Raw genomic sequence first — 24731 nt, 5'->3', positions numbered from 1 at the left:
GGCTGGATGAAGGGTCATAGCGGGCGCTGAGGCCCGCCATTGTTGGTCTCAGCTGTACAGCAATTGATAGATATAGTGGTATTCAGCATCGGATAGCTGAATAGAATATGCCGCTTCAATCACGGCAAACTGGCTTTTGATGACATTTATCGCCGCTTTCTCCTGCCCGCTGGCGCTTTCCAGCGTCATCTGTAACGGTTTGCGGCTAATCACGATACGCTCAACCATACAACAGCAGTGGATCAGGAAACGAAGTGTCACCTGGCGGCCCGGGCTGATATCCAGCTGCTGGCACAGCTGCTGTAAAATCTGCTCCATCTCCTGCAGGATGCGGCGCGGGTTAAGCAGCGAAATCTGGTTGATAATGCTCTCCAGCGTCAGCGCGCTGACAAAACGCAGCGCGCAGCGCTCCACCTCCTGACGGCGCTCGGCGCGGTGCAAATCCGGGTCAAACAGGCCGAGGATCAGCTCCGGCCCCTGCTCAGAAAACAGCTCCTCCAGCGAGATAAACGGAATATCCGGCAGCCCCGGCTGGAAGGTGCCGACAATGCCCACCAGCCGCTCTCCGGGCTGTAGTGACTGCCGCAGGCGCTCAAGGCTGCGCACTTCGCCATAGTCGAGCATCAGCAGTCGTGAATCCTGCCCCATCAGTTCGCCGAAGCTCTCCTGTAAGACTTTGCGGATCTTCTCCGCCGTGCCCATGCCGGTAATGCAGGAAACCACCAGCACCCGGCCGCCCGCCACCTGCTCCGGGGTACACAGCTGGCAGTCAATACCTTTGTCCTCCATCAGCTGATGCAGCTGCGTGAGCTCACGCGTGTCGTAGGTCAGATCCAACCCCACTTCAAGCAGGCTGCTCAGGCTGATGCACGGCAGCAGCAGCACATCGATATTGAATAGCTGGCTGACGGTGCTGGCAAAATGCACCAGCGATCCCATATCTACCATCAGGATCAGGCGACCATAGCCGCGCTGACGGATACGCTGCGTCAGTTGATCCAACGTGTCGTGCACCGATTGCTCAAACGGCATATCAATGGCGCTAAACAGATCCTGTTCCAGCACCTGGTTGGCATACTGCGCCATGCTGGTCGCCGTCGTTGCACCGTGGGCGATCAGGATCGCGCCGAGATCCGGGCTGGTTGCCAGCTGTTCGCGGTACTGACGGCAGGCTTTGAGGAACAGGCAGAGATAGACGATCTCGGTGGATGGGCACTGGATGGCAAAGGCTTCTTCGATAAAGCGCGCCAGCTGTACCGCGTGCGGGTATTCATCCTGGCAGTGGTCGAGGATCAGGCTGGAGGAGTATAACTGCGGGATCATCCCACGCTGCACGTAGTCCAGCAGCACCAGAATATGCTTACGCAGATGATTAATCATGTTCTCCGGCAGGCTGAAACCGGTGATCCGCTCAATGCGCTGGATGAGAGCCGAAAGCCGCTGCTCCAGCTGAGCGTTAATGCCGATGGTGGCGCTGTCGCGGCTGTAGAGGCCGTACTTAAATATTGAGCACAGCTTGTTTTTCAGAATTGCCAGCGTTTCCAGCGCCGGAACATTACTGTTGCGCAGGCTGACATATTCGCGGGTGAGGAAGTGATAAAAATGATCGCTCTCTTCCTGTTCGAGGGCATCGGGCAGCGCGGCAGATGACGGGACCCTGGTCCGGGCACCAATCTCCAGCCATGGGCGGTCGGCAAACAGCGCATCAATGCGCTGACGCAGCGCCGCAGAAGGTACCACGGCCGGTAGGGCAAAGCGTTTATCCAGCGTCAGTGCCCCTTGCGGCTGTGCGATATCCGCCGCCCAGGCCTGGGCGCAGATAAACTGAATATCACTTTTCAGTTGGCCGACATTTCCGGCAAGCGGCTTCGCCAGCAGCCACTGCATCAGCGTCTTATCCACCCGCAGCGTACGTGCCGTTTTGGCACTTTCACGCTGGAGAAAAAAGCTGCTCAGTTCAATCTGCTCTTCCAGTGACCGTTCACGCAGGGCGGGGAGCGTAATGCTGACCTGAATACGGCGCATAAAGGTGCGTAAAAGTGCCGAATCCACCGCTTCAGTGGTGGTGCAGATCAGGCGAATGTTGACTCGCTGCGCCTCCCCACTCGAACCCAATGCCCGATATTCGTTGCGGTCCAGCAGGGAGAACAGCTTTTCCTGCCCCTCATATGGCAGGCGATGGATCTCGTCCAGCAGCAGATAGCCGCCGTCAGCCTGCGCCACCAGCCCGACCTTATCTTTGCCCGCACCGGTGAAGGCTCCCTGGCGATGGCCAAACAGGTGGGATGAAAGCAGCTCCGGGTTATGCGCATACTCCGCACAGTTGAAGTAGATGAACGGCAGAGCAATGCCCGGCTGATGATGGCTGGCGAACTGGTGCATCAGCTCGGCAAACCAGGTTTTCCCCACGCCTGAAGGCCCGGTCAGCAGCACATGCAGCCCGGCAGGATAGAGCACGGCGGCTTTGGCTTTTTCAATGGCGCTGCGCAGGCTGCGCTGATGGCCAATCATGGCCTGAAAAGGATCGCTGACGACAACGGTATGCGGGTTTAAGCGCTGATTCAGAGCATCGAGATCGCTGAATTCCGCGGGGAGTGGCTGCCCGGCCTGGGCCTCCAGTGACGCACGATGCAGAAAATAGACCGGGCGGGATTTAATCTTGATTGCCCGGCCTTCACCCCACAGCTGGTTAAGCTCTTTGCTAACGGAGTTACGCGCCAGGCCCAGGTTGAGGCCGATTTTTTGTGCGGTTGCCTGTGGATTTCCCGCTTGCAGCGTCAGACGCTCCAACTCCTTGCAGACCACATCAATGCGTTTCATTATAATTTATCCCTGTTTAACAATATGTTACAACAGGGTCACGCTAGCACAAAAATTCCGCTAAAAATGTGGTCTCTCTCCGCTGCCCATAAAAACAGGGATGTTCCTAATCCAGTTTATGCTGGCGCAGGAAACCTTCACCGCCCAATTGACGCATCTGGCGCAGGATCCACTGCTGGCGCTGGCGCACATAGCCGGATGGCGCATCGGCGCGGAAGCGAATCGGATTAGGCAGTACCGCGGCCAGCAGCGCGGCTTCAGACATGCTTAAGCGGCTGGCTGGCTTATGGAAATAGCGTTGTGAAGCCTCCTCCACGCCAAATACCCCTTTGCCCATTTCCGCCACGTTAAGGTAAACGGTGAGAATGCGGCGTTTGGTCCACACGGTTTCGATCCCCACCGTTAACCCGGCCTCCAGCCCTTTACGTATCCAGCTGCGGCCGTCCCACAGGAACACATTTTTTGCCGTCTGCTGGGACAGGGTCGATGCCCCACGCATTCCGGCCTTCTCGCCTTCGCTGTCCAGCACCGACTGGATCGCCGCAACATCAAAGCCCCAGTGGGTCGGGAATTTCTGGTCTTCGGAAGCGATCACCGCCAGTGCCATCCACGGTGATATTTCATCCATCCCTACCCAGTCCGAGTGAGCAACATAGCTCCAGTTGCCGCTAAACCAGGCACCCAGCTGCCGCTCAACCATCACGGCAGAAAATGGCACCGGAAGAAAAGCAAAGGCAATAATGCCGGTAAGCCATAAACCCAGTACGCCGAGAACGAGGCGAAGCAAACCCGATTTGATGCGTGCGGTGACGCTGTTATTACGACGACTCATGCCAGAACCTGTTTTAAAAAGTGATTAGTACGGAAATACACCCGAAATATTCGAATGCCTTTAGTTAAGCGATGTAACTGGAATCGGTTCCATCACGCCAGCTGATTTCGCTCTGTAATGCGCTGGACCTGGCACAGGATGAAAGCGTTACCACCTGATTGGTTCGCAGCGCTTATAAATTTCGCCCTGTCGTATTCGAAAACCGATCTGCTACAAAAGAAAATCACTCGCAAATGATGCCGGTTTGACCGTTTTTTCACCCGCGGAGCGAGGTCATCGCCATCGCATACCCTGCTGAACGGAGTCAGCTTTTGACTTATGCAGAAAGGCCCACTCAGGATTTGTGCTAGCAGAAACCTAAACGTTTCGGAAAGGCTGTTTAAAAACACCTAAAAACAACCATAAAACATTGAGTTAGTAACACGTATTTGGCCAAATTCCATTACCGCATAAGCTTATGTGAAAATGGCCCTGCGGTAAAAAGTTTGCGTCAATCTGACTGGCGAAAAAAAAAGCACATATGGTCAAAAATAAGACAAATCCGCAATCAATTGCATTCGTTACTTGACTGAGAAGTAAAATTAAGGTCTTCTATTTACCAAGGCTGCTCCACATCACACATTTTAATGAATCTGGTAACATGTGATGTGAGATTTGCTAAAGTAGTTCCTGAGCTTATTAGTGGTTCACCCAATACCAAATCTGCGCTCCCGACGATTCCTATCAAAATAGCGCAGGTTTCCAGTTTCCCTGGTGTTGGCGCAGTATTCGCGCACCCCGGCCTCGGTCGGGGTCATTTTTTTTCAGCATCCCTAACCCATTGACGCAGTACTTCAACATCATTGCGCCACTCCTGTTTCAGCTCATCAATCCACTCCTGCACGTTATCCCACCATGCTGGCAGTTCCGGGCTTTGAATCTGTTTGGCAACCTGTTGTAAGTGGGTCAGACCGACCGATCCTGCAGCCCCTTTGATCTTGTGGCCCTCTTCGGCAATCCCTTTCTGATCGCGCGCCATCATGTTGGAATCCAGCACCTCCAGATAACCCGGCATCATCTGCTCAAACATCTCCAGACTCTGATGGATCAACTTCGGCCCGACCAGTTCGATATATTGCTCAAGCATTGGCACATCCAGCAGCGCCAGCTGTTTCTCATCCATGTTGCTCTCCGTTAGGGTTGGCAGCTCGACTTCCTGATAATCCCAGTATTTTTTGATCATCGCCGTCAGCGCAGGCACCGCCAGCGGTTTGCTCAGCACATCGTCCATGCCGGCATCCAGGTATTCACGCTTGTCCTTGAGCACGTTAGCGGTCAGCGCCACCAGCGGCGGCAGCTGCTCACCCGCGTGGCGCCGATGAATAGCACGCGCCACGTCCAGCCCGGTCATGTCCGGCAGCTGGATATCCAACAGCACCAGGTCAAATTCATCCGGGTTGAACATATCCAGCGCCGCCTGGCCGGTCATCGCCACTTCCACGCTGTTGCCGAGCTTCTCCAGCACCGAGCGCGCGACGACAACGTTCAGCTCAATATCTTCTACCAGCAGCACATGCAGCGCAGGCAGCGGCAGGTCGTCTTCCGGCTGCTCATCCTCCACCTGTTCCGCGATACGCGGGGCGTTCAGCGTCAGGGTAAAGCAGGAGCCCTGGCCCGGGGCGCTGCGCACGCTGATGTCTCCGCCCATGCTCTGCGCCAGGCGGCGGGAAACGGCCAGCCCGATGCCGGTTCCGGTCGCCGGTTTGCCGCCGCGCTGATCCTTTACCTGGTAGTACATGGCGAAGATCTTATCCTGCTCGTCCTGCGGAATGCCCATGCCGGAGTCTTCAACCTCAAAGCGCAGGCAGTCATCCTCCAGGTAGCCAACGCGCACCACAATTTCGCCCTGCTGGGTAAACTTTACCGCGTTGCCGATCAGGTTCCACAGGATCTGACGCAGGCGCGTGCCGTCGGCGATAATTTTGTGCGGCAGCGGCAGGTCGGGCGCCAGTACAAACTTCAGCCCTTTCGGCTCCGCCAGCAGGCCGGAGAGGTTTTCCAGATCGGCGAGGAAGCCGGTGAAGTCGATCGGCTGGTTATCCAGCTGCACTTTGCGCCGCTCGATTTTATCCATCTCAATCACGTCGTTGAAAATATTGCCAAGAGTGATCGCCGAAACGTGGATGGTTTTGAGGTATTTCAGCTGTTCCTGATTGAGATCGGTATCCAGCAGGATGCGGCTCAGACCGACAATGCCGTTAAGCGGCGTACGCAGCTCGTGGCTAATCGTAGAGATAAAGGTGGTCTTTTCCCTACTGGCGTTCTCTAACGCGTCCTGATAGCGCTTACGCTCGGTTATATCGCGCCCGAAGCCCATCAGCCCACTGCGCTTGCCCACGCGGTCGTAATAAGGCACTTTACGGATCTCAAAACAGGCCTTGCGCCCGTCGGGATACTGTAACCACTGCTCGTAGGTCAGTGAGACGTTGTGGCGGAACACTTTTTCGTCCGTTTCCAGCACTTTGGTGGCGGCATCGTCGTCGTACACCTCTTTGGGTGTCAGGCCGATTAACTGCTTCTCACTTTTGCCGGTCAGCAGCTCCATCGCCCGGTTACAGCCGGAAAACTGCTGGTCGCTGTTACGGTAGAAAACCAGGTCGGGGGAAGCATCAAGGAACGAGCGAAGGAAGGAGGATTGCTGTTCCAGCTCGATCTGCGCCTCTTCACGCCGCGCCATCTCCTCTTTCAGCCGGGTCATCACCTGCAGGCGCGCCTCTTCGGCTTTGATACGGTCGGCAATCTCCTGATTTAGCTGGGTGATATTGCCCTGCATCTGCTGGTTCAGCTCAAGGTCGCGATTACGCATCTCCTCCAGCTTATCCACCAGCCGTGACAGGCGCTGGCGCGACTCCTCCAGCTGCTCTACCACTACCGAGAGGAAATAGACCGCCCACGGGGTGATCAGCAGGCCGAAAAACACCGATCGCACCATATCAATGCTTTCGACGTGGCCGCGCAGCACCATGGTGACGGCCATCTGCACAATCATCGCCAGCACCACCAGCGCAGAGGCCAGCAGCAACGAGAAGCGCACCAGCCCCAGCTTCACCATCAAATCAACGTAGTACTGCGCTAATAAACGAATTTGTTTCATAAAGGATCCCTTCCGCCTGATAGCCGCAATCATACCGGAATTGGACAAAAGACCAACGCACGATTGACCGCAGGACACTGCCAGCAGCTGCACGGTAATAGTGCAGCACCACCCACAGGCGGCGGCCGCTTATGGCGGGATTATCGTCGCCGTCAGGCAACGGCTGCGGATCGCTGCTATCCCGCGCCAGGTACGCATTTCGCACGGATAAAAAAAGTTACGCCTGCGCATATTGACTAAATTTTATAACTGCATAATCTGTAGGGCCGCTGCCAGTTCGCCGCGCCATTCTCAGATGATGTTTTTCTTAGCGATGATGGAAATCACTCGCCTTCTTTTGTCTCATCCAAACGAATAACCATTCACAATTCATGAAATATTAATCACACCTGGCATGATTAATTTTACTAATGACACCCCCTATTATATTCAAATAACCCCACTAATTAAAAACAGTGCGTTCCTGCGGTTATACTCATTCTTACAGCACATTCTGCTGCCATTACCTCCGGCACCAGCATGGTGCAGAGATTTGGCGCCTGCCCTATAGTGAGTCAGCTCACACTTCGCCCCCTGACAACTCATGTTGAACAGCGTGAAAAATGGTGGTGATAACCATATATATCAATAAGATAACTCACTCAAAGCGTCAAAAAGCATAAGTAAGAACGCTATTTGACCTGAGTACGCTTTACCGATAAGTTGGAAATCCGCTGGAAGATTTCCTCAGGGGTCAGCGTCTTGGCATATCTATGCAGCAACCAGACTCCCTTGTGATGCAAGTTATCTCCACCCAGAGACCCGGAATTAAAGTGAGCGGTCCCCTTCAAGGATGTTTTAGAAAATATCTGGCGAAGGATGCCCGGATTCACGGTGTCCGTAACAAACAGCGGCAAAAATAGGATACAGAGCCTGGAGAGATGCCGAGCGCCCTCTGTGCCTGAAGATTAGTGGTAATGTCAAAGCAGTTAAGGAGGCCCTCGATGTCCAACTCAAAACCTTATCCTTATGGACTGTACGATCCATCAAAAGACAGTGACAGTTGTGGTGTGGGTTTCATTACTCGTAAGGACGGCGAGCAAACTCATGAGGTTCTGCAAATGGCGCACAGCGCACTCTGCACCGTACCTCACCGTGGAGGCATGTCTGCTGAAGGCGTCGGTGACGGAGCCGGGGTGAACGTTGACCTCTCTCTGCACTTCTTCCGCAAAGTCACCGGGCTGCCGTTAGAGGCCGGTCGCTTTGGCGTGGGTAACTTCTTCGTACCGAAAGATGCTGCGCTGCGTGCCAACGCCGAGCGTCTGGTAGAAGAGACGCTGGCCACTTATGATCTTGCCATTATCATTAAGCGTGACATGCCGCTGGATACCAGCGTGCTGCGCCCGGCGGCGATCCCGTTCCAGCTGCCTATCGTGCAGTGGGTGTTTACTGCCCCGGCCGATATCACTCATCAGATAGACTTCGAGAAGCGCATCTATCGCGCGCTGCTGGATATCGAAGCACGCGCCTTTACCGAAAGCGAATTTGGCGGTCTCTACCCGCTGTCGCTCTCTTCGCGCACTCAGGTATTTAAAGCACGCCTGAACTCAAACGAAGTGATCCCCTATTTCCAGGATCTGACCGACGCCGACCATCAGGTGCGCGGTCTGTTCTTCCATACCCGTTTCTCAACCAATACCGACCCGCATACCACCATGGCGCAGCCGTTCCGCCTGATGGCGCACAACGGCGAGCTGAATACCGACCGTAAAAACCGCATTGCGGAGTCGGCGCTGGCGCTGGCCCGTGGCAAGAAGATTGTGCGTCCGAAAGGCCAGTCCGACAGCTCACGCCTTGACCAGAGCATCCACAGCCGCCTGATGGAAGATAACCTCGACCTGATCACCGCCGTGGTCTCAATGATGCCGCCTGCGTGGGAGAACGACCCGTCGCTGTCTGCGGAAGTGCGCGCGATGCTGGAGTACTTCTCCCTGTATGAAGAGAAGAATGACGGCCCGGCTGCGCTGATCTTCGGCAACGGTGAAGTGATTGGTGCCCGTCTGGACCGCCTGGGCCTGCGCCCGCTGCGTTCCGTTGAGACCGCAGAGTACATCGGTGCCATGTCCGAAGCCGGTCAGATCGCCTTCCCACCGGAGAGCGTGCTGCGCCGTGGCCGTATCGAAGCGGGCGGGATGCTGTATTACGATCACCGCGAAAAGCGCAGCTACACCACCCTCGAAGCGCTGGAAAAATTGGCGGCGGTAGCGGATTACCCGGCGCTGCTGGCACAGTCGCGCGTCACGCTCGAAGAGCTGCCGGTGATCCCAGCGGAGCAGCAAGGCTCCCCACTGCGTTATAGCGGCGACCTCAAAACCTATCAGCGTTTTGTGGCGTACTACTACAACCAGGAAAGCTTCAAGTTCATGATGGACCCGATGCTCACCACCGGCGCAGAGAAAATCTCCGCGATGGGCTACGGCAACGCTATCAACGCCCTGTCCGACCACGAAGGCGGCATGGCGCACTACTTCTCCCAGCGCTTTGCGCAGGTGACTAACCCGCCGCTCGACTCCATTCGTGAAGCCGACGGCATGACGCTGCGCGTGGCGCTGGGTGCCAAACCGCACCTCGGCCGCAGCAAAGGCAAGCAGATCGTGGTACCAAGCCCGATCCTGACCCACCTGGATATGCTGCAGCTGCGTGAGCAGACCGTTGCTCCGTACAAACGCTTTGAGATGCTCTACACCCCGGTAATTGGCGTCGACCCGCTGAATCGTGCCGCCAACGCGGACGCGCTGGAAAAAGCCATCGACGATTTAGCTCAGGAAGTGGTCGATTTCGCCCGCGAACAGGGCGGCATTGCGGTGATCACCGATCGCCACATCTCCTCAACCCGCGCCAGCATTCCCATGCTGCTGATGGTTTCCGCCATTAACCAGCGCCTGGTGCAGGAAGGTCTGCGCCTCGACGTTTCGCTGGTGGTGGAGAGCGGCCAGAGCATCTCGTCACACCATATCGCGGCCACCCTCGGATTTGGCGCTTCCGCGGTCTATCCGCTGGGCGTGCAGATGCGTGCGGAAGAGAAGTACGGTGAAGGCGAAGGCGGCAACAAAGCCTTTAAACGCTATGCCAAAGCCGCAGAAAAAGCGCTGATGAAAACCATGGGCAAAGTCGGCCTGTGTACCGTTGAGAGCTATAGCTGCGGTGAGTTCTTCGAGCCGAACTTCCTTGATACCGAAGATCGCGTGCTGAAGAAGTACTTCCCGAACATCAAGACCCCGGTCGGCGGCGCAGGTTTTGCCAGCATCGCGCAGATGGCGGTGGACTGGCATCAGAGCGCGTTGCGCATTCAAGGCGAAAACGAAGTGCCGCTGCTCGGCCTGTTTAAAGAGCGCGCGGAAGGGGCCGGCCACTCTTACGGCACCATCGCCGTGCGCACCTTCATCGATATGACCGAGCAGCCGATCCGCTTCGCCGACAAGCCGCGTGAGGAGGATAACTTTATCCGCCTGATGACGCTGGCCAAGCTGGATAACGCTTTTAACATCAAAGCCAAATCCTTTAAGGACAGCAGCTTTGAGCGCATTCCGAACGAGGTGATCGATAACTTTGCTATCACCCCGGACTACCGTCAGTTCTCCAGCCTGATGCTGGAAGAGCGTAAACGCCGTCCTGCGGCGCTGCGTGACATTCTCGCCTTCCCGGCGGACCTGACCCACGTCGACAGCGAAGCCGAATTTACCCGTAAGCTGGGCCGTTACTCGCTGGTCAACAATGGCTTTGCGGTGCGCGGTATGGTGTGCCAGGCGGTCGAAGGCCGTGAAGGCCAGTTCACGCTGCGCCTGACCGATGCCATCGTCGGCCTGAAAAGCGAGCACGATCGCCTGACCACCCTGTCCGGCGTGCTGAAAAAACGCTTCGGTGATGCCATTGAGCACAGCGAAATCAGCGCGGACGCGCTGCACATCAGCGCTAACGGCAAGGCGGCCGACTACCTGTCGCGCATCTTCACCATCTCTGCGGCGCTGCCGCTGAGCGAAGTGCAGCCTGCGCATGAAATTACCCGTACCTTTGCCTCCGGTGCGATGAGCCACGGCGCGCTGGTGGCTCCGGCGCATGAAGCGGTGGCGCACGGCACTAACATGGTTGGCGGCATGAGCAACTGTGGTGAGGGTGGCGAGCACTATTCGCGCCACGGCACCATTCGCGCTTCACGCATCAAGCAGCTGGCTTCCGGCCGCTTCGGCGTCTGGGCAGCCTATCTGGCGGACCCGATGCTGGAAGAGCTGGAGATTAAAATCGGCCAGGGTGCAAAACCGGGCGAAGGCGGTCAGTTACCGGCGGCGAAAGTTACCGTTGAGATCGCCGCAGCGCGCGGGGGCACACCGGGCGTTGAGCTGGTTTCACCACCGCCGCACCACGACACTTACTCCATCGAGGATCTGGCACAGCTGATCCACGACTGTAAAGCAGCGCGCGTGCGCGTGATCGTGAAGCTGGTGTCGTCCGAGGGTATCGGCACCATCGCGGTTGGCGTGGCGAAAGCCGGCGCCGATGTGATTAACGTCGCGGGTAACACCGGCGGCACCGGTGCGGCTTCCGTAACCAGCCTGAAATACACTGGCCGCGTGGCGGAAATCGGCATCGCCGAAGTTCACCAGGCGCTGTGTGCCAACGGCCTGCGCGAAAAAGTGCTGCTGCGCTGTTCCGGCGCTCAGCAGACCGGTAGCGACGTGGTGAAATCCGCGCTGCTGGGCGGCGACAGCTTCGAGTTCGGTACTACCGCACTGATGATGCTGAAATGCGTGATGGCGAAAAACTGTAACGTGAAATGCCCGGCCGGTTTAACCACCAACGCCGAAGCGTTTGATGGCGATCCGCGCCAGCTGGCACAGTACTTTATCAACGTTGCGCACGAAGTGCGTGAGATGCTGGCGCGCCTCGGCCTGCGCTCTCTGCGCGAAGCGCGTGGACGCTCTGACCTGCTGCACCTGATGGATCACCCGCTGGAAGTCGGCAAGCTGGATCTGCGCGCCATGTTAACCGTGGTGCCGGAGCTGAAAATTGCCCACCCGGTCTATCTGGAAAAAGATTTCGAGCTGGACGATGGCTGGGTCGAGCTGGTGAAAGATCAACTGGTCAATCAGGGATCGACCGCGATCGCCCTTGGCGATGGCATCATCCTGAACAACCGTAATAAGAGCGTTGGTGGCCAGCTGGCGATTGATATCGAACGCCTGCTGAACCATCAGCTGGATGCGGAGCAGCTGAGCGCTATTCCGGCAGCCCTGCTGGACGATCGCGGTCGCCGTTATCTGGCGCCGGGTACCGTCACCATCGCCACGTCCGGCTCTGCCGGTCAGTCTTACGGCGTGTTCTGCAATGACGGCATGCGCCTTGAGCATTACGGCACCTGTAACGACGGCGTCGGTAAAGGCCAGTGCGGCGGTGAAATCGTGGTGATGTCGCCTGGCGGCGGCTCGCAGGATGCAGAGGGCAACGTGCTGGTCGGTAACTTCGCGCTGTTCGGTGCCACCGGCGGGCGTCTGTTTGCTCAGGGCCAGGCAGGTGACCGCTTCGCCGTGCGTAACTCCGGTGCCACGGCGGTCGTCGAAGGCGTCGGTGATTTCTGCTGCGAATATATGACCAACGGCGCAGTGCTGAACCTCGGCACTTACGGTACCGGCTTCGGCAACGGGATGAGCGGCGGCTTCGCCTATCAGTATGACCCGTACGGCACGCTGGCGGGTTCCGTGGCGGCTGACTCGGTGATGCTGGGTTCGATCACCGACGACAACGAGATGGCGCGCGTACACAAAGACGCGGTGCTGACGATGCTGAACTGGCATCTGGAAGCGACCCGCTCGCCGCGTGCGCAGTGGCTGCTGGATCACTGGGAAAGCGAGAGTCAGCATTTCGTCTACGTGATGCCGCGCTCCCTGCTGCTCTACCAGGACGGCGCTGAGATCCTGAAAGCCAAGACCCGTAAGGATCTGCTGGAGGAGCTGTCTACCGCGCTGGCCGGTCACCAGGTGGCGAAGTTTAAAGCGGCGTGGCGCGATGGCAAGGCGATCGCTAACGGTGCGGTTCCGGGCTACGGCGCCACCGACACCCCTGAAATGCTGGTGCTGCTGAACAACTACACCGTGCTGAGTTCGGCACAGCAGCTGGCGCTCTCCCGCCTGCCGAAAGGCACGCCGGTGCAGGACCCAGCCGTTGAGAAAGCGGTGCGCAACCTGCTGATGACGGAAGATTTCACCCTGATCAGCAAGCTGCAGCGCCACGGTCGTGCCGCGATTGAAAGCTACAGCGACGAAGAGCTTTCCTGCCTGATTGGCGCCAAGCGTATGTCGGATTATAAAGCCGCCCTGACGCAGCGTAATATCCGCTCCATGGACAGCCTGGCAACCTATGGCTGGATCATGTATCAGGATGCCTGTAACCGGGAAGTGCTGGGACGTCTGCCTGACTTTGAAGAGCTGTTTGCGCGCGCTGCACTGCCAGAACTGGCGGCGGCGGTTGGCAAATTAGCCTGATAAATAATGAGAACGGGATTGAGTAGATAAAAGCGATGAAGATTCCTTATATTCCTGAAGATGCGCCATTCAATGGCGAACAGAAATTTTGGCTGGCGGGCTTTCTTGCCGGGTTACATTCACGCCTGCTGGTGCTGGAAAACCAGCCGCAGGCGGCAAGCGGGGCAGCGTCGGCTGCCAACACCCAGCTGCATATCCTGTTTGGTTCACAGACCGGTAATGCTGAAGCCTTAGCGCAGAGCGCGGCGAAAGCCGCCCGCGCCAAAGGTCTGGTGCCCGTGGTTCAGGGGCTGGGCGAAGTAGATATTGAAGTGTTCGCCACCATGCGTCACGTGCTGGTGATCACCTCCACCTACGGTGAAGGCGAGATGCCGGATAACGCCCAGCTGTTCTGGCAGGCGATTTCTGCCAGCACCGCGCCGCGTCTTGAGCAGATGCACTTTGCGGTTCTGGCTATCGGTGATACCGGCTACGACGGCTTCTGCCAGGCAGGTAAATTTATTGATATGCGCCTGGAGCAGCTGGGTGCGAAACGCGTTTACGACCGCATTGACTGCGACATCGACTTTGAAGAGCCGTCCAATGAGTGGATCGCCGCTTCCATGCCTCAGTTTGCCGCCAGCGCGGGCAGCAGCGGCACAGCGCTGGAGAGCGCCCCGGAAGCGCCGGTCATTCCGGGCAGCAACAAGAACAACCCGTATGCGGCAGCGCTGGCGACCAACAAGCGTCTGTCCGGTGAAAACTCCGGTAAGGACATCCGTCACTTCGAGTTTGACCTGACCGACAGCGGGCTGAAGTACGAAGCGGGCGACGCGCTGGGGGTGATCCCGGTGAACGAACCGGCACTGGTTAACCTGCTGCTGACGCAGCTAAAATCCGACTACGATACGCCGGTCCCTGGCTTCGAACGTAGCCTCGGTGACCTGCTGACCTATCAGTTCGAGATCTCCGAGCCTTCGCGCAAGCTGATTGAGTGGGTGGGCCAGAACACCACCAACCAGGAGCTGCGCCACGTCCTGCAGCACGATGATAAAGATGCGCTGGGAGTCTGGCTGTGGGGCAAAGATACCCTCGATCTGCTGCAGCTCGACGTCACCTGTGCGCTGAGCATTCCTGAGTTTGTTGCCCTGCTGCGCCCGTTGCAGCACCGCGCTTACTCCATCTCTTCCAGCCAGAAGGCGCACCCGAATCAGGTGCACCTGACGATTGCTTCCGTGCGCTACCACAGCGCCGGACGCGCGCGCAGCGGCGTATGCTCGACCTACCTGGCCGAACGCGTGAAGCGCGGTGAAAAGCCGGCGATCTTTATCTCGCCAAATAAAGCGTTCCGCGTGCCGTCCAACGGCGATGCGCCGCTGATCATGATTGGCCCGGGCACCGGTATCGCACCGTTCCGCGCCTTCCTTCAGGAGCGTGATGCGCTGGGCGCCAAAGGCAAAAACTGGCTGTTCTTCGGCGACCAGCATCAGGAACATGACTATATCTATCAGGACGAGCTCAATAGCTGGAAAGAGAAAGGTCTGCTGACCCGCCTTGACCTGGCGTTCTCCCGCGATCAGGCTGAGAAGATTTACGTGCAGACCCGCATGCTGGAACAGGGCGCAGAGCTGTTTGCGTGGCTGGAAGAGGGGGCGTACTTCTACGTGTGTGGCGATGCATCACGCATGGCAAAAGACGTCGATAAGGCGCTGTACCAGGTGATTACTCAGTTTGGTGGCATGTCTGCGGAGCGTGCAGCCGACTACGTTGACCAGCTGAAGAAAGAGAAGCGTTACCTGCGCGACGTGTATTAAGCCTTCGCAGCATAAAAAAACGGGCCTGACGGCCCGTTTTTTATTTCACGACGCGTAACGCCGGACGACCACCGCGCGGCGGCGGCTCATCGTCAGGACCGTTGTCGTCATCCTGACCGCTGTCGTCAGGACGATCGCCATCGATAACCGACATCACCGTTTCCGGTGCGCTATCCTGCGCGTCAGCAGCATCGTATTCACCCGCTTCTTCATACGCTGGCTCTGGCTCAAACATCGTTCCTGCGCCGTTTTCACGGGCGTAGATCGCCAGCACCGCCATTAACGGCACGGAAACCTGACGTGGAACGCCGCCGAAACGCGCGCTGAAGCGCACTTCGTCATTGCCCAGCTCAAGATTGCCCACGGCACGCGGCGCGATGTTCAGAACGATCTGACCATCACGGGCATATTCCAGGGGCACCATGACACCCGGCAAATTAATGTCTACGACCAGATGCGGCGTGAGATTGTTGTCGAGCAACCACTCATAAAAAGCGCGCAGCAGATAGGGACGACGTGCGGTAAGTTGAGACATTTCCATCGTAATCAGCCCCGCGTTTGCAGGCGCATTTCGCGTTCCGCTTCCGTCAGGGAAGCCAGGAAGGAATCACGCTCGAAGACACGCGTCATATAGCCTTTCAGCTCTTTCGAACCGGCACCAATCAGCTCAATGCCCATCTGTGGCAGACGCCACAGCAGTGGGGCCAGGTAGCAATCTACCAGGCTAAACTCTTCGCTCATAAAGAACGGGGTGCGGGCGAACAGAGGTGCGATGGCCAGCAGTTCTTCACGCAGCTGCTTGCGCGCTGCTTCCGCTTCCTGCGCCGTGCCGTTTTCGACTTTACGCATCAGGCTGTACCAGTCCTGCTCGACGCGGTGCATCATCAGGCGGCTTTCACCACGCGCAACCGGATAAACCGGCATCAGCGGTGGATGCGGGAAACGTTCGTCCAGATACTCCATGATGATGCGCGATTCATACAGCGTCAGCTCGCGATCAACGAGGGTGGGTACGGTACGGTACGGGTTGAGGTCGATCAGATCCTGCGGCAGGTTATCCGTTTCAACCTGCTCGATCTCGACACTAACACCCTTCTCAGCCAGGACAATACGTACCTGATGGCTGAAAATGTCAGTCGGACCAGAAAACAGCGTCATTACCGAACGTTTGTTGGCAGCGACAGCCATGTAAACCTCCAAGTTTATCGAGAAAATTACTGCGAATAGCCATCCACGCGGCGACTCATTATTGCCATCAGCCCGAAGTTTGACCGATCGTCCATTGCACAGGATACCAGCGTCATTGCCCGGCCAATGGGCACAAAGTGACACACAGTTTACCAGATTTTAGCCAGCTTGTGGGGAGCGGAGTGTCGAATTGCGGGGGAAAATAACAAAGCCGTGGGTGTTTCGCGCTTTTTGTACAGGCAGGAAATAAAAAACCCGGCGCCAGGCACCGGGTTTTCCGATAATCGTTTCTGCGTGAGCAGGAAAAATTAACGTTTGGAGAACTGAGGACGACGACGTGCTTTACGCAGACCGACTTTCTTACGTTCAACTTTACGAGCATCACGAGTAACGAAGCCTGCTTTACGCAGTTCGCCACGCAGGGACTCGTCGTACTCCATCAGAGCGCGTGTGATACCGTGACGGATCGCACCAGCCTGACCAGAGATACCACCACCTTTAACAGTGATGTACAGATCGAATTTACCTACCATGTCCAGCAGTTCCAGCGGCTGACGAACTACCATGCGGGCAGTTTCACGACCGAAGTACTGTTCTAATGAACGCTGGTTGATAACGATGTTACCGCTACCCGGCTTAATAAAGACGCGTGCGGAAGAGCTTTTGCGGCGACCAGTGCCGTAGTTTTGATTCTCAGCCATTGCCTGTAATCCCGATTAAATGTCAAGAACTTGCGGTTGCTGTGCCGCATGGTTGTGCTCGTTGCCCGCGTAAACTTTCAGTTTACGGTACATAGCACGGCCCAGCGGACCCTTTGGCAGCATGCCTTTAACCGCGATTTCAATCACGCGTTCAGGACGGCGAGCAATCATCTCTTCGAAGGTCGCTTGCTTGATACCACCGACGAAACCGGTGTGATGGTAATACACTTTATCGGTACGCTTGTTACCGGTTACGGCAACTTTTTCTGCGTTCAGAACGATAATGTAATCACCAGTATCAACGTGCGGAGTATATTCCGCTTTGTGCTTACCGCGCAGGCGACGAGCCAATTCAGTCGCTAAACGACCTAATGTTTTGCCTGTTGCGTCAACAACATACCAGTCACGTTGGACCGATTCTGGCTTAGCTGTAAAAGTTTTCATCTAAAAGCTTACCCAAATTAAGTTACACGTTGGTGAAATCCCAAACGCTTGAATAAACGGTTGGAGCTCACACGACCATCTTGACCAGTAAGCCCACCCCTTCGGATAGAGTTACTGGAACACAAAGAGTTTTGGGAAAAAAACCTTTGCTGTAACGTGGGGTCGCAAGATTATAGAGAAGTCGCCCAAAAAGATCGAACGTTTTCTGCGATAAAATCCTCATCCCGCCACGCCCATTCAAGTTTCAGGGCAAATGCGGCAGTCGCAGATACTCTTCACTCTGCATTTCCTGCAGACGGGATACGCAGCGTTGATACTCAAACTTCAGCCGCGTGCCCTGATAAATCTCGTACAGTGATGCTTCCGCCGAGACCACCAGCTTGACGTGCCGCTCGTAGAATTCATCCACCAGCGCCAGAAATCGCCGTGCCTGGTCTTCGGTCTTGTAAATCATCACCGGCACATCATACAGCAATACGCTGTGAAAACGGCGCGACAGTTCAATATAGTCGTGCTGGCTGCGCCCTTCCCCACACAGCGCAAGGAAACTCATCGCCACAACGCCCTCAGCCACGCCCAACGTGGGCAGCTTACGGTGATTAATCTCCAGCGGTTCATGGGATTGACGCGGTTTTCCCGCCAGCGCCACGAACATCCGCTCCATCTCTTTGGCGGTCTCTTCACCGAGCGGCGTCATCCACAGGTGCGCCGAGGTTAACGTGCGCAGGCGGTAATCGATACCGGCATCAACATTCATGATTTCGCAGTGCTGCTTGATCATCTCAATCGCAGGTAGAAAACGTGCGCGCTGCAAACCGTTACGATAGAGATCGTCCGGCGGAATATTTGACGTGGCGACCAGGGTGATGCCACGGCTGAACAGCGCTTCCATCAATGTGCCGAGCAGCATCGCATCGGTGATGTCTGAGACAAAAAATTCGTCAAAACACAGCAGGTCGGTTTCTGCCTTGAAGCGGTCGGCGACAATCTGCAGTGGGTCACTCTGCCCCTGCAGTTCTGTCAGCTCCTGATGCACGCGCAGCATAAAGCGATGAAAGTGCAGGCGCTGCTTACGCTGACCAGGAATCGACTGAAAAAACATATCCATCAGCCAGGTTTTGCCGCGCCCAACGCCGCCCCACATATAGAGACCGCGCGCCGGTGCCTGGACCGTCGATTTGCTTTTGCCCATCAGCTTATTGAGCTTGCCAAACAGACCGCCGCTGGCGGCAGACGCAGGAGGGCTAACACGGCTTAACGCCTGCCAGATACCGTCTAAGCGGGTCATGGCGGCGCGCTGAACTTCATCGGGCTGATACTCGCCGTTTTCCAGCGCTTGCTGATAGCGCACCAGCGGGGACATCGTTTGCATAATTGAGTCACATTCCCTGAAAAAAAGGCCTATGCCGGTGTTGATCGTCGAAAAAAAAGTCGTTCTACACTAAGCGAAGCTGCCGCAGGATTCCACTTCCAATACATTAGCGGTTATAGTGGCTGGTATCAGATGGAAAAGCCCTACGTAACAACGAAGACTATATGGGAGTCATTATGACCTGGGAATACGCGCTTATTGGGTTAGTAGTTGGGATTATTATTGGCGCGGTAGCAATGCGTTTCGGCAACAAAAAACTGCGCGAGCAACGCAGCCTGCAGTACGAGCTGGAAAAGAGCAAGGCAGAGCTGGCGGATTATCGTGAAGAGCTGACTAACCATTTTGCCCACAGCGCCGAGCTGCTGGACAACATGGCACGCGACTACCGTCAGCTGTATCAGCATATGGCGAAAGGTTCTAATGACCTGCTGCCAAACCTGCCGGGTGAGAAAAACCCGTTTGCTTATCAGCTGACAGAATCAGAAGCGGATAACGACCAGGTGCCGGTAGAGATGCCGCGTGACTACCCGGACAGCGCCTCTGGCCTGCTGCGTGGCGAGCGCGCTACCAAGTAATCATCTTCGTGGGGTGCCAGCCACCCCACGTTTCAAGCACCGTTCAGTTCACTGCAAGACACATACAGCCTGCCATTTTGGCGATGGGCATCATTTCCCTGCTAGCGAGAGTTTGCTTCCGATGAAGAACAAATTATTTCTGTTAAGCGCATTAGCATTGAGTGTCGGTGTCAATATGGCCACAGTCCCTGCGGCTGTGGCTGCTCTTCCTGGACAGATTCAGGGTCAGCAGCTGCCGAGCCTGGCACCAATGCTGGAGAAAGTTCTGCCGGCCGTCGTCAGCGTTCACGTTGAAGGGACAGAAAAAGAGAGCCAGCAGCAGATCCCCGACCAGCTAAAACGCTTCTTTGGTCAGGATGGAGAGGAAGGTGCCCCCGGTGACGATAAGTCGCAGGAGTTTGAAGGGCTGGCCTCCGGGGTGATTATTGATGCCGCCAAAGGCTATGTGCTGACCAACAACCACGTGGTGAATGGCGCAGATAAAATCAGCGTGCAGCTGAGCGATGGTCGCGAATTCACGGCCAAGCTGGTCGGTCACGATGAGCAGACCGATATCGCACTGATCCAGTTGATCGATGCGAAGAATCTGACCCAGATAAAAATTGCTGACTCTGACCAGCTGAAGGTCGGGGACTTTACCGTGGCCATCGGTAACCCGTTTGGCCTGGGACAGACGGCAACCTCGGGGATCGTGTCGGCGCTCGGCCGCAGCGGTCTTAACCTTGAGGGGCTGGAAAACTTTATTCAGACCGATGCCGCGATTAACCGCGGTAACTCCGGCGGTGCGCTGGTGAATCTTAACGGTGAGCTGATCGGGCTGAATACGGCCATCCTTGCGTCAAGCGGCGGCAATATCGGCATTGGCTTTGCGATTCCAAGCAATATGGCGATGGGCCTGGCCCAGCAGCTGATCCAGTTTGGTGAAGTGAAACGCGGCCAGCTGGGCATCAAGGGCACTGAGATGACCGCCGATATGGCGAAAGCCTTTAAGGTTGATATCCAGCACGGCGCCTTCGTCAACGAGGTGCTGCCGCAGTCGGCGGCCGCGAAAGCCGGGATTAAAGCGGGCGATATCATTACCAGCGTCGACGGCAAAAACGTCGCTAACTTTGCTGAACTGCGGGTGAAAATCGGCACCACGCCGCCGGGCCAGGAAGTGAAAGTGGGCCTGCTGCGTGACGGTAAACCGGTCACGGTCACCGTTAAGCTGGATAACAGCAGCCAGACGACCGCCAGTGCCGAACTGATGACCCCAGCGCTGCAAGGGGCCACCCTGAGCGACGGCGCGGCCAAAGATGGCACCAAAGGTGTCAAAGTCGACGAGGTGGCGAAAGCGACTCCGGCGGCGCAGTTTGGCCTGCAGAAGGATGATGTGATCGTTGGCGTTAACCGCACGCCGGTACAGAATCTGGCAGAGCTGCGTAAACTGCTGGAGACCAAACCGGACCTGCTGGCGTTGAGCATCATGCGCGGCGATGAGAATATCTATCTGCTGCTGCGTTAACCCTGCCACGCGGACACAGGCTACTGTGTCCGCGTAACTCATGCTATCCTGCCAGTCGTTTATTCATACACTGCCTAAAACCATGTTTCCTAAACTTTTGCGTTCAGCGATTTTCGGCCTGATTGTGGCCGCTATCCTTCTGGTAGCCGTGCCGGGCCTGCGGCTGGGCAGCGATCTGCTGTCTACTGCCGACGACAGCGCCGATCTTCAGCCGGTCAGCTACAACGCGGGGGTAAAACGCGCCGCGCCTGCGGTAGTGTATGTTTACAACCGCAGCGCCAATGGCACCAGCGATGTGCTCGGCTCTGGGGTGATCATGGATCCGCGCGGCTATATTCTGACCAACAAGCATGTGATCAACGACGCCAGCCAGATCATCGTCAATCTGCAGGATGGCCGCTACTTTGAAGCGATGCTGGTCGGTTCTGACTCACTGACCGACCTGGCGGTGCTGAAAATCAATGCGGTGAATTTACCGGTGATCCCGATCAATCCGCAGCGCGTCGCGCACGTTGGCGACCTGGTGATGGCGATCGGTAATCCGTATAACATCGGGCAAACGGTGACGCAGGGTATCATTGGCGCCACCGGACGGGTTGGCCTCAGCCCTTCCCGCCATCAGGATTTCCTGCAGACCGATGCGTCTATCAACCGCGGCAACTCAGGCGGCGCGCTGATTAACTCGCTGGGCGAATTGATGGGCATTAACACCCTCTCCTTTGATAAAAGCAGCAACGGCGAAACGCCGGAAGGTCTGGGCTTTGCAATTCCTACCAAGCTGGCGACGAAGGTGATGGAGAAACTGATCCGCGACGGGCGGGTAATACGCGGCTATATCGGCATTACCGGGCGCGAATTCCGCCGCTACAGCGGTCAGACATCAGGCATGGATCATAATCAGGGCATCGTGGTGACTGAGGTCAAGGCCGGCGGCCCGGCAGATAAAGCCGGTATTCAGGTCAATGATGTGATTACCCGCGTGAATAATGCGGCGGCGGTATCACCGGTAGAAACCATGGACCAGGTGGCTGAGATCCGCCCGGGCACGGTGATTAACGTCGATATCACGCGTAACGAGAAGAAGATGACGATGCCGGTCACGGTGCTGGAATATCCGGACGAGATCCAGACGCAATAATCCCCTTCATACTTGACGCCGCAACTGCGTTGGCTGCATGTATTCACCCCGGTCACTTACAAAAGTAAGCTCCCGGGGATTCGTACATTTGCCGCCTTGTTGCGACGCCAATTATTTTGGGGAAGACTTAATCACTTGATAAAATCTTCACCCAGCACAATATCTTTTTTCAGCGTATCCAGCATGCCATTCAGCGACTGCTGTTCAAAGGCGCTCAGCTGGCCAATCGGACGGCGCTCAACAATCCCCTTTTTACCCAGCAGCAGCGGCTGCGAGAAGAAACGCGCATATTCGCCGTCCCCTTCGACATAAGCACATTCCACTACATCGCTTTCGCCCTGCAGCGCACGTACCAGTGACAGACCAAATTTCGCCGCGGCCTGGCCCATCGACAGCGTGGCCGATCCGCCACCCGCTTTCGCTTCAACCACTTCGGTACCGGCATTCTGAATGCGTTTAGTGAGGTCAGCAGCTTCCTGCTCGCTGAAGCTGACGCCTGGGATCTGCGACAGCAGCGGCAGGATCGTCACGCCTGAGTGACCGCCAACCACCGGCACGTTGAGTTCTTCTGGCTGCTTGCCTTTCAGCGCAGCAACAAAGGTGTTGGAGCGGATGATGTCCAGCGTGGTGACGCCGAACAGTTTGTTTTTGTCATAAACACCGGCTTTCTTCAGCACTTCCGCTGCAATCGCGACGGTGGTGTTAACCGGGTTAGTAATGATACCGATCAGGGCGCCAGGACTGGTTGAGGCGACTTGCTCAATCAGGTTACGCACAATACCGGCGTTGACGTTGAACAGGTCAGAACGGTCCATACCCGGCTTACGCGCCACGCCTGCGGAGATCAGCACCACGTCAGCACCTTTCAGCGCCGGGGTGGCATCTTCGCCGCTGAAGCCTTCGATTTTCACTGCGGTAGGGATATGGCTTAGGTCGACCGCCACGCCGGGAGTCACTGGGGCGATATCGTACAGAGAGAGTTCTGAACCTGCCGGAAGCTGGGTTTTCAGCAGGAGGGCTAATGCCTGGCCGATACCACCTGCTGCACCGAGAACTGCAACTTTCATCCTAAACTCCTTATTATATTAAGCATTTATTGTGCCGTGAAATCCATGTTGCTCTATCCGGATTTGCTGAAACGCGAGTTTAGCTGGCGGTTCAGCACGACAGGATATCATCGTGATTCGGCGTTACATTACACCGTTAGCGCTAACTGGAACAACCTCATTATTATAACAAATCGTTCACTTCTTGCCCGCTTCAGCAAGCCGTCAGCAAATTTTTTTTCCCATTCAAACTCTGTTAAACTGCACGCCCCTGGCGGCTTTAGCCGGCGGCTGCACCATTTCCCATTTGCATAAAAATTCATTTAATTGCATAATAATTTAATATCCCGCCACGGGCATGGCTTCTATTTTCCTCGAATCGGTAACCTATGCGTAACCCATCAAAACAAGAAGAGTTAATTAAGGCGTTCAAGGCCTTACTAAAAGAAGAAAAATTCAGCTCGCAGGGCGAAATCGTCAGCGCGCTGCAGGAAGATGGCTTCGAAAATATCAACCAGTCGAAAGTCTCACGCATGCTGACCAAGTTCGGCGCGGTGCGCACGCGTAACGCGAAAATGGAGATGGTCTACTGCCTGCCTGCTGAGCTGGGCGTGCCGACCACCACCAGCCCGCTTAAGAATCTGGTGCTGGATATCGACTTCAATGATGCACTGGTGGTTATTCACACCAGCCCAGGTGCCGCGCAGCTGATCGCACGCCTGCTGGATTCACTGGGCAAAGCCGAAGGCATCCTCGGAACCATTGCCGGTGATGACACTATCTTTATTACGCCAGCCCGTGCGTTCACCGTTAAGCAGCTGCACGATGCCATTCTGGTCCTGTTCGAACAGGAACTGTAAAGCATGCCGGTTATAAGACTTATGCATATCGTGGCGTAGGTCTCCTCAGTACAACATTGTTCTATGCCACCAAATCCTCAGGGCCGTCATCATACGGCCCTTTGCTATTCCCCTGATAATTCAATACTCAGCAGCAGATCTCACTGCCTTTGCTGGTCAATACGCCCGCCATCACCCGCTTAAATTTCTTCCAGCAATGTGATCAACTGCAGATAAGCGCACAAATTGTTAATTTCACGCAGCCTGATGTTTTTCCAAGCATTTAACGGGGTGAGGGTAAAATATAAGCGTTTTTTATAACGGCTGGTTATTAAAAACCCCTTCACATCACAAGAATCCCAACAAAACATTATTAGCATGCTATTAATTTTTTACGTTATTAGATCTATACTTGTTTTCGTGATGCAAATCACAGTAATTAAAAAGATAAAAACAGTTGACGAGGAATCAAATCATGAAAGTTACCACTACTATTGCTACCTTTGGCCTTCTTTCTGCTCTGTCATTCGGCGCTTTCGCCGCTGAATCTATCAGCGCAGAACAGGCTAAAAATCTTCAGCCAATCGGCACTGTCAGCGTAAGCGGCATTGCGGGTTCACCGATGGATATCCACCAGGCGTTGAACGATAAAGCCGACCAGAAAGGTGCCACCGCTTATCGCGTTATCGAAAATAATGTGAATGGCAACTGGCATGCTACTGCCGAGCTGTACAAATAAGTTCGTATCTGTCTGAGAGTAAAAACAAAAATTACGGTAACCCCAAGAATAATAAACGTTTTTTAGCCCTTTCGGTTACCTCCCAACCCAAT

The 24731-nt window shown here is 55.9% G+C and carries 16 protein-coding genes; 7 read left to right on the top strand and 9 right to left on the bottom strand.

Annotated features, from left to right (window positions below; genetic code table 11):
- Window positions 1–48: 48 nt before the first annotated feature.
- The 3 genes from ID864_RS10340 to arcB all read right to left on the bottom strand — a co-directional run bounded on the left by ID864_RS10340 (window position 49) and on the right by arcB (window position 6785).
- On the bottom strand, window positions 49–2820 hold the full coding sequence (locus ID864_RS10340) for a sigma-54-dependent transcriptional regulator (protein WP_191149804.1): 2772 nt from the start codon (window positions 2818–2820) through the stop codon (window positions 49–51).
- Window positions 2821–2926: 106 nt separating this feature from the next.
- Window positions 2927–3652: a monofunctional biosynthetic peptidoglycan transglycosylase gene (gene mtgA, locus ID864_RS10335; protein WP_099753735.1), complete on the bottom strand. Its 726-nt coding sequence runs from the start codon at window positions 3650–3652 to the stop codon at window positions 2927–2929.
- Window positions 3653–4445: 793 nt separating this feature from the next.
- On the bottom strand, window positions 4446–6785 hold the full coding sequence (gene arcB, locus ID864_RS10330; protein WP_048914444.1) for an aerobic respiration two-component sensor histidine kinase ArcB: 2340 nt from the start codon (window positions 6783–6785) through the stop codon (window positions 4446–4448).
- 983 nt (window positions 6786–7768) lie between these two features.
- Between arcB and ID864_RS10325 the strand changes: the two genes are divergently transcribed.
- Both ID864_RS10325 and ID864_RS10320 read left to right on the top strand, forming a co-directional pair.
- Complete coding sequence (locus ID864_RS10325) at window positions 7769–13300, top strand: glutamate synthase-related protein (protein ID WP_191149803.1); 5532 nt, start codon at window positions 7769–7771, stop codon at window positions 13298–13300.
- A 35-nt stretch (window positions 13301–13335) separates the two neighbouring features.
- Window positions 13336–15093, top strand: a complete 1758-nt coding sequence (locus tag ID864_RS10320) for a sulfite reductase subunit alpha (protein WP_191149802.1) — start codon at window positions 13336–13338, stop codon at window positions 15091–15093.
- Window positions 15094–15133: 40 nt separating this feature from the next.
- On the opposite strand, the gene sspB is transcribed toward ID864_RS10320, so the two are convergent.
- The 5 genes from sspB to zapE form a co-directional block, all read right to left on the bottom strand.
- Entirely contained in the window at window positions 15134–15634 is a 501-nt protein-coding gene (gene sspB / locus ID864_RS10315; RefSeq protein WP_048914441.1) for a ClpXP protease specificity-enhancing factor, read from the bottom strand.
- A gap of 5 nt (window positions 15635–15639) precedes the next feature.
- On the bottom strand, window positions 15640–16281 hold the full coding sequence (sspA, locus tag ID864_RS10310) for a stringent starvation protein SspA (protein WP_048914440.1): 642 nt from the start codon (window positions 16279–16281) through the stop codon (window positions 15640–15642).
- A gap of 308 nt (window positions 16282–16589) precedes the next feature.
- A complete protein-coding gene (rpsI, locus tag ID864_RS10305) occupies window positions 16590–16982 on the bottom strand; it encodes a 30S ribosomal protein S9 (RefSeq protein WP_034890399.1) in 393 nt (130 codons plus the stop codon).
- 15 nt (window positions 16983–16997) lie between these two features.
- Window positions 16998–17426 carry a 50S ribosomal protein L13 gene (gene rplM, locus ID864_RS10300; RefSeq protein WP_048914439.1) on the bottom strand — a complete coding sequence of 143 codons (429 nt, stop codon included), beginning with the start codon at window positions 17424–17426 and terminating at the stop codon, window positions 16998–17000.
- Between the two features lie 244 nt (window positions 17427–17670).
- Window positions 17671–18798: a cell division protein ZapE gene (gene zapE, locus ID864_RS10295; RefSeq protein ID WP_099753736.1), complete on the bottom strand. Its 1128-nt coding sequence runs from the start codon at window positions 18796–18798 to the stop codon at window positions 17671–17673.
- 176 nt (window positions 18799–18974) lie between these two features.
- Between zapE and zapG the strand changes: the two genes are divergently transcribed.
- The 3 genes from zapG to degS all read left to right on the top strand — a co-directional run bounded on the left by zapG (window position 18975) and on the right by degS (window position 22015).
- Window positions 18975–19373, top strand: coding sequence for a Z-ring associated protein ZapG (zapG, locus tag ID864_RS10290; RefSeq protein WP_048914437.1), 399 nt, complete (start codon window positions 18975–18977; stop codon window positions 19371–19373).
- Window positions 19374–19494: 121 nt separating this feature from the next.
- The gene (gene degQ / locus ID864_RS10285) at window positions 19495–20877 is read left to right on the top strand and encodes a serine endoprotease DegQ (RefSeq protein WP_048914436.1); all 1383 of its coding nucleotides are present in this window, start codon (window positions 19495–19497) and stop codon (window positions 20875–20877) included.
- 82 nt (window positions 20878–20959) lie between these two features.
- Entirely contained in the window at window positions 20960–22015 is a 1056-nt protein-coding gene (gene degS, locus ID864_RS10280; protein WP_133622590.1) for an outer membrane-stress sensor serine endopeptidase DegS, read from the top strand.
- 131 nt (window positions 22016–22146) lie between these two features.
- Here the strand turns inward: degS and mdh are convergent, their stop codons facing one another.
- Entirely contained in the window at window positions 22147–23082 is a 936-nt protein-coding gene (gene mdh, locus ID864_RS10275; protein ID WP_133622589.1) for a malate dehydrogenase, read from the bottom strand.
- Between the two features lie 368 nt (window positions 23083–23450).
- Between mdh and argR the strand changes: the two genes are divergently transcribed.
- Window positions 23451–23921, top strand: a complete 471-nt coding sequence (gene argR, locus ID864_RS10270) for a transcriptional regulator ArgR (RefSeq protein WP_048914434.1) — start codon at window positions 23451–23453, stop codon at window positions 23919–23921.
- A 454-nt stretch (window positions 23922–24375) separates the two neighbouring features.
- A complete protein-coding gene (gene yhcN / locus ID864_RS10265; protein ID WP_048914431.1) occupies window positions 24376–24639 on the top strand; it encodes a peroxide/acid stress response protein YhcN in 264 nt (87 codons plus the stop codon).
- Window positions 24640–24731: the final 92 nt, after the last annotated feature.

The organism is Erwinia aphidicola (genome assembly GCF_014773485.1).
In the GTDB taxonomy this organism is placed as follows: domain Bacteria; phylum Pseudomonadota; class Gammaproteobacteria; order Enterobacterales; family Enterobacteriaceae; genus Erwinia; species Erwinia aphidicola.
The sequence above is the reverse complement of the archived record's forward strand: the minus strand, read 5'-3'. Positions and strand labels throughout refer to the sequence as shown.

Excerpts from the sequence above, each read along its gene's own strand:
- ID864_RS10340 (WP_191149804.1), bottom strand. The coding sequence starts at position 2,820 with ATGAAACGCATTGATGTGGTCTGCAAGGAGTTGGAGCGTCTGACGCTG.
- mtgA (WP_099753735.1), bottom strand. The coding sequence starts at position 3,652 with ATGAGTCGTCGTAATAACAGCGTCACCGCACGCATCAAATCGGGTTTG.
- arcB (WP_048914444.1), bottom strand. The coding sequence starts at position 6,785 with ATGAAACAAATTCGTTTATTAGCGCAGTACTACGTTGATTTGATGGTG.
- ID864_RS10325 (WP_191149803.1), top strand. The coding sequence starts at position 7,769 with ATGTCCAACTCAAAACCTTATCCTTATGGACTGTACGATCCATCAAAA.
- ID864_RS10320 (WP_191149802.1), top strand. The coding sequence starts at position 13,336 with ATGAAGATTCCTTATATTCCTGAAGATGCGCCATTCAATGGCGAACAG.
- sspB (WP_048914441.1), bottom strand. The coding sequence starts at position 15,634 with ATGGAAATGTCTCAACTTACCGCACGTCGTCCCTATCTGCTGCGCGCT.
- sspA (WP_048914440.1), bottom strand. The coding sequence starts at position 16,281 with ATGGCTGTCGCTGCCAACAAACGTTCGGTAATGACGCTGTTTTCTGGT.
- rpsI (WP_034890399.1), bottom strand. The coding sequence starts at position 16,982 with ATGGCTGAGAATCAAAACTACGGCACTGGTCGCCGCAAAAGCTCTTCC.
- rplM (WP_048914439.1), bottom strand. The coding sequence starts at position 17,426 with ATGAAAACTTTTACAGCTAAGCCAGAATCGGTCCAACGTGACTGGTAT.
- zapE (WP_099753736.1), bottom strand. The coding sequence starts at position 18,798 with ATGCAAACGATGTCCCCGCTGGTGCGCTATCAGCAAGCGCTGGAAAAC.
- zapG (WP_048914437.1), top strand. The coding sequence starts at position 18,975 with ATGACCTGGGAATACGCGCTTATTGGGTTAGTAGTTGGGATTATTATT.
- degQ (WP_048914436.1), top strand. The coding sequence starts at position 19,495 with ATGAAGAACAAATTATTTCTGTTAAGCGCATTAGCATTGAGTGTCGGT.
- degS (WP_133622590.1), top strand. The coding sequence starts at position 20,960 with ATGTTTCCTAAACTTTTGCGTTCAGCGATTTTCGGCCTGATTGTGGCC.
- mdh (WP_133622589.1), bottom strand. The coding sequence starts at position 23,082 with ATGAAAGTTGCAGTTCTCGGTGCAGCAGGTGGTATCGGCCAGGCATTA.
- argR (WP_048914434.1), top strand. The coding sequence starts at position 23,451 with ATGCGTAACCCATCAAAACAAGAAGAGTTAATTAAGGCGTTCAAGGCC.
- yhcN (WP_048914431.1), top strand. The coding sequence starts at position 24,376 with ATGAAAGTTACCACTACTATTGCTACCTTTGGCCTTCTTTCTGCTCTG.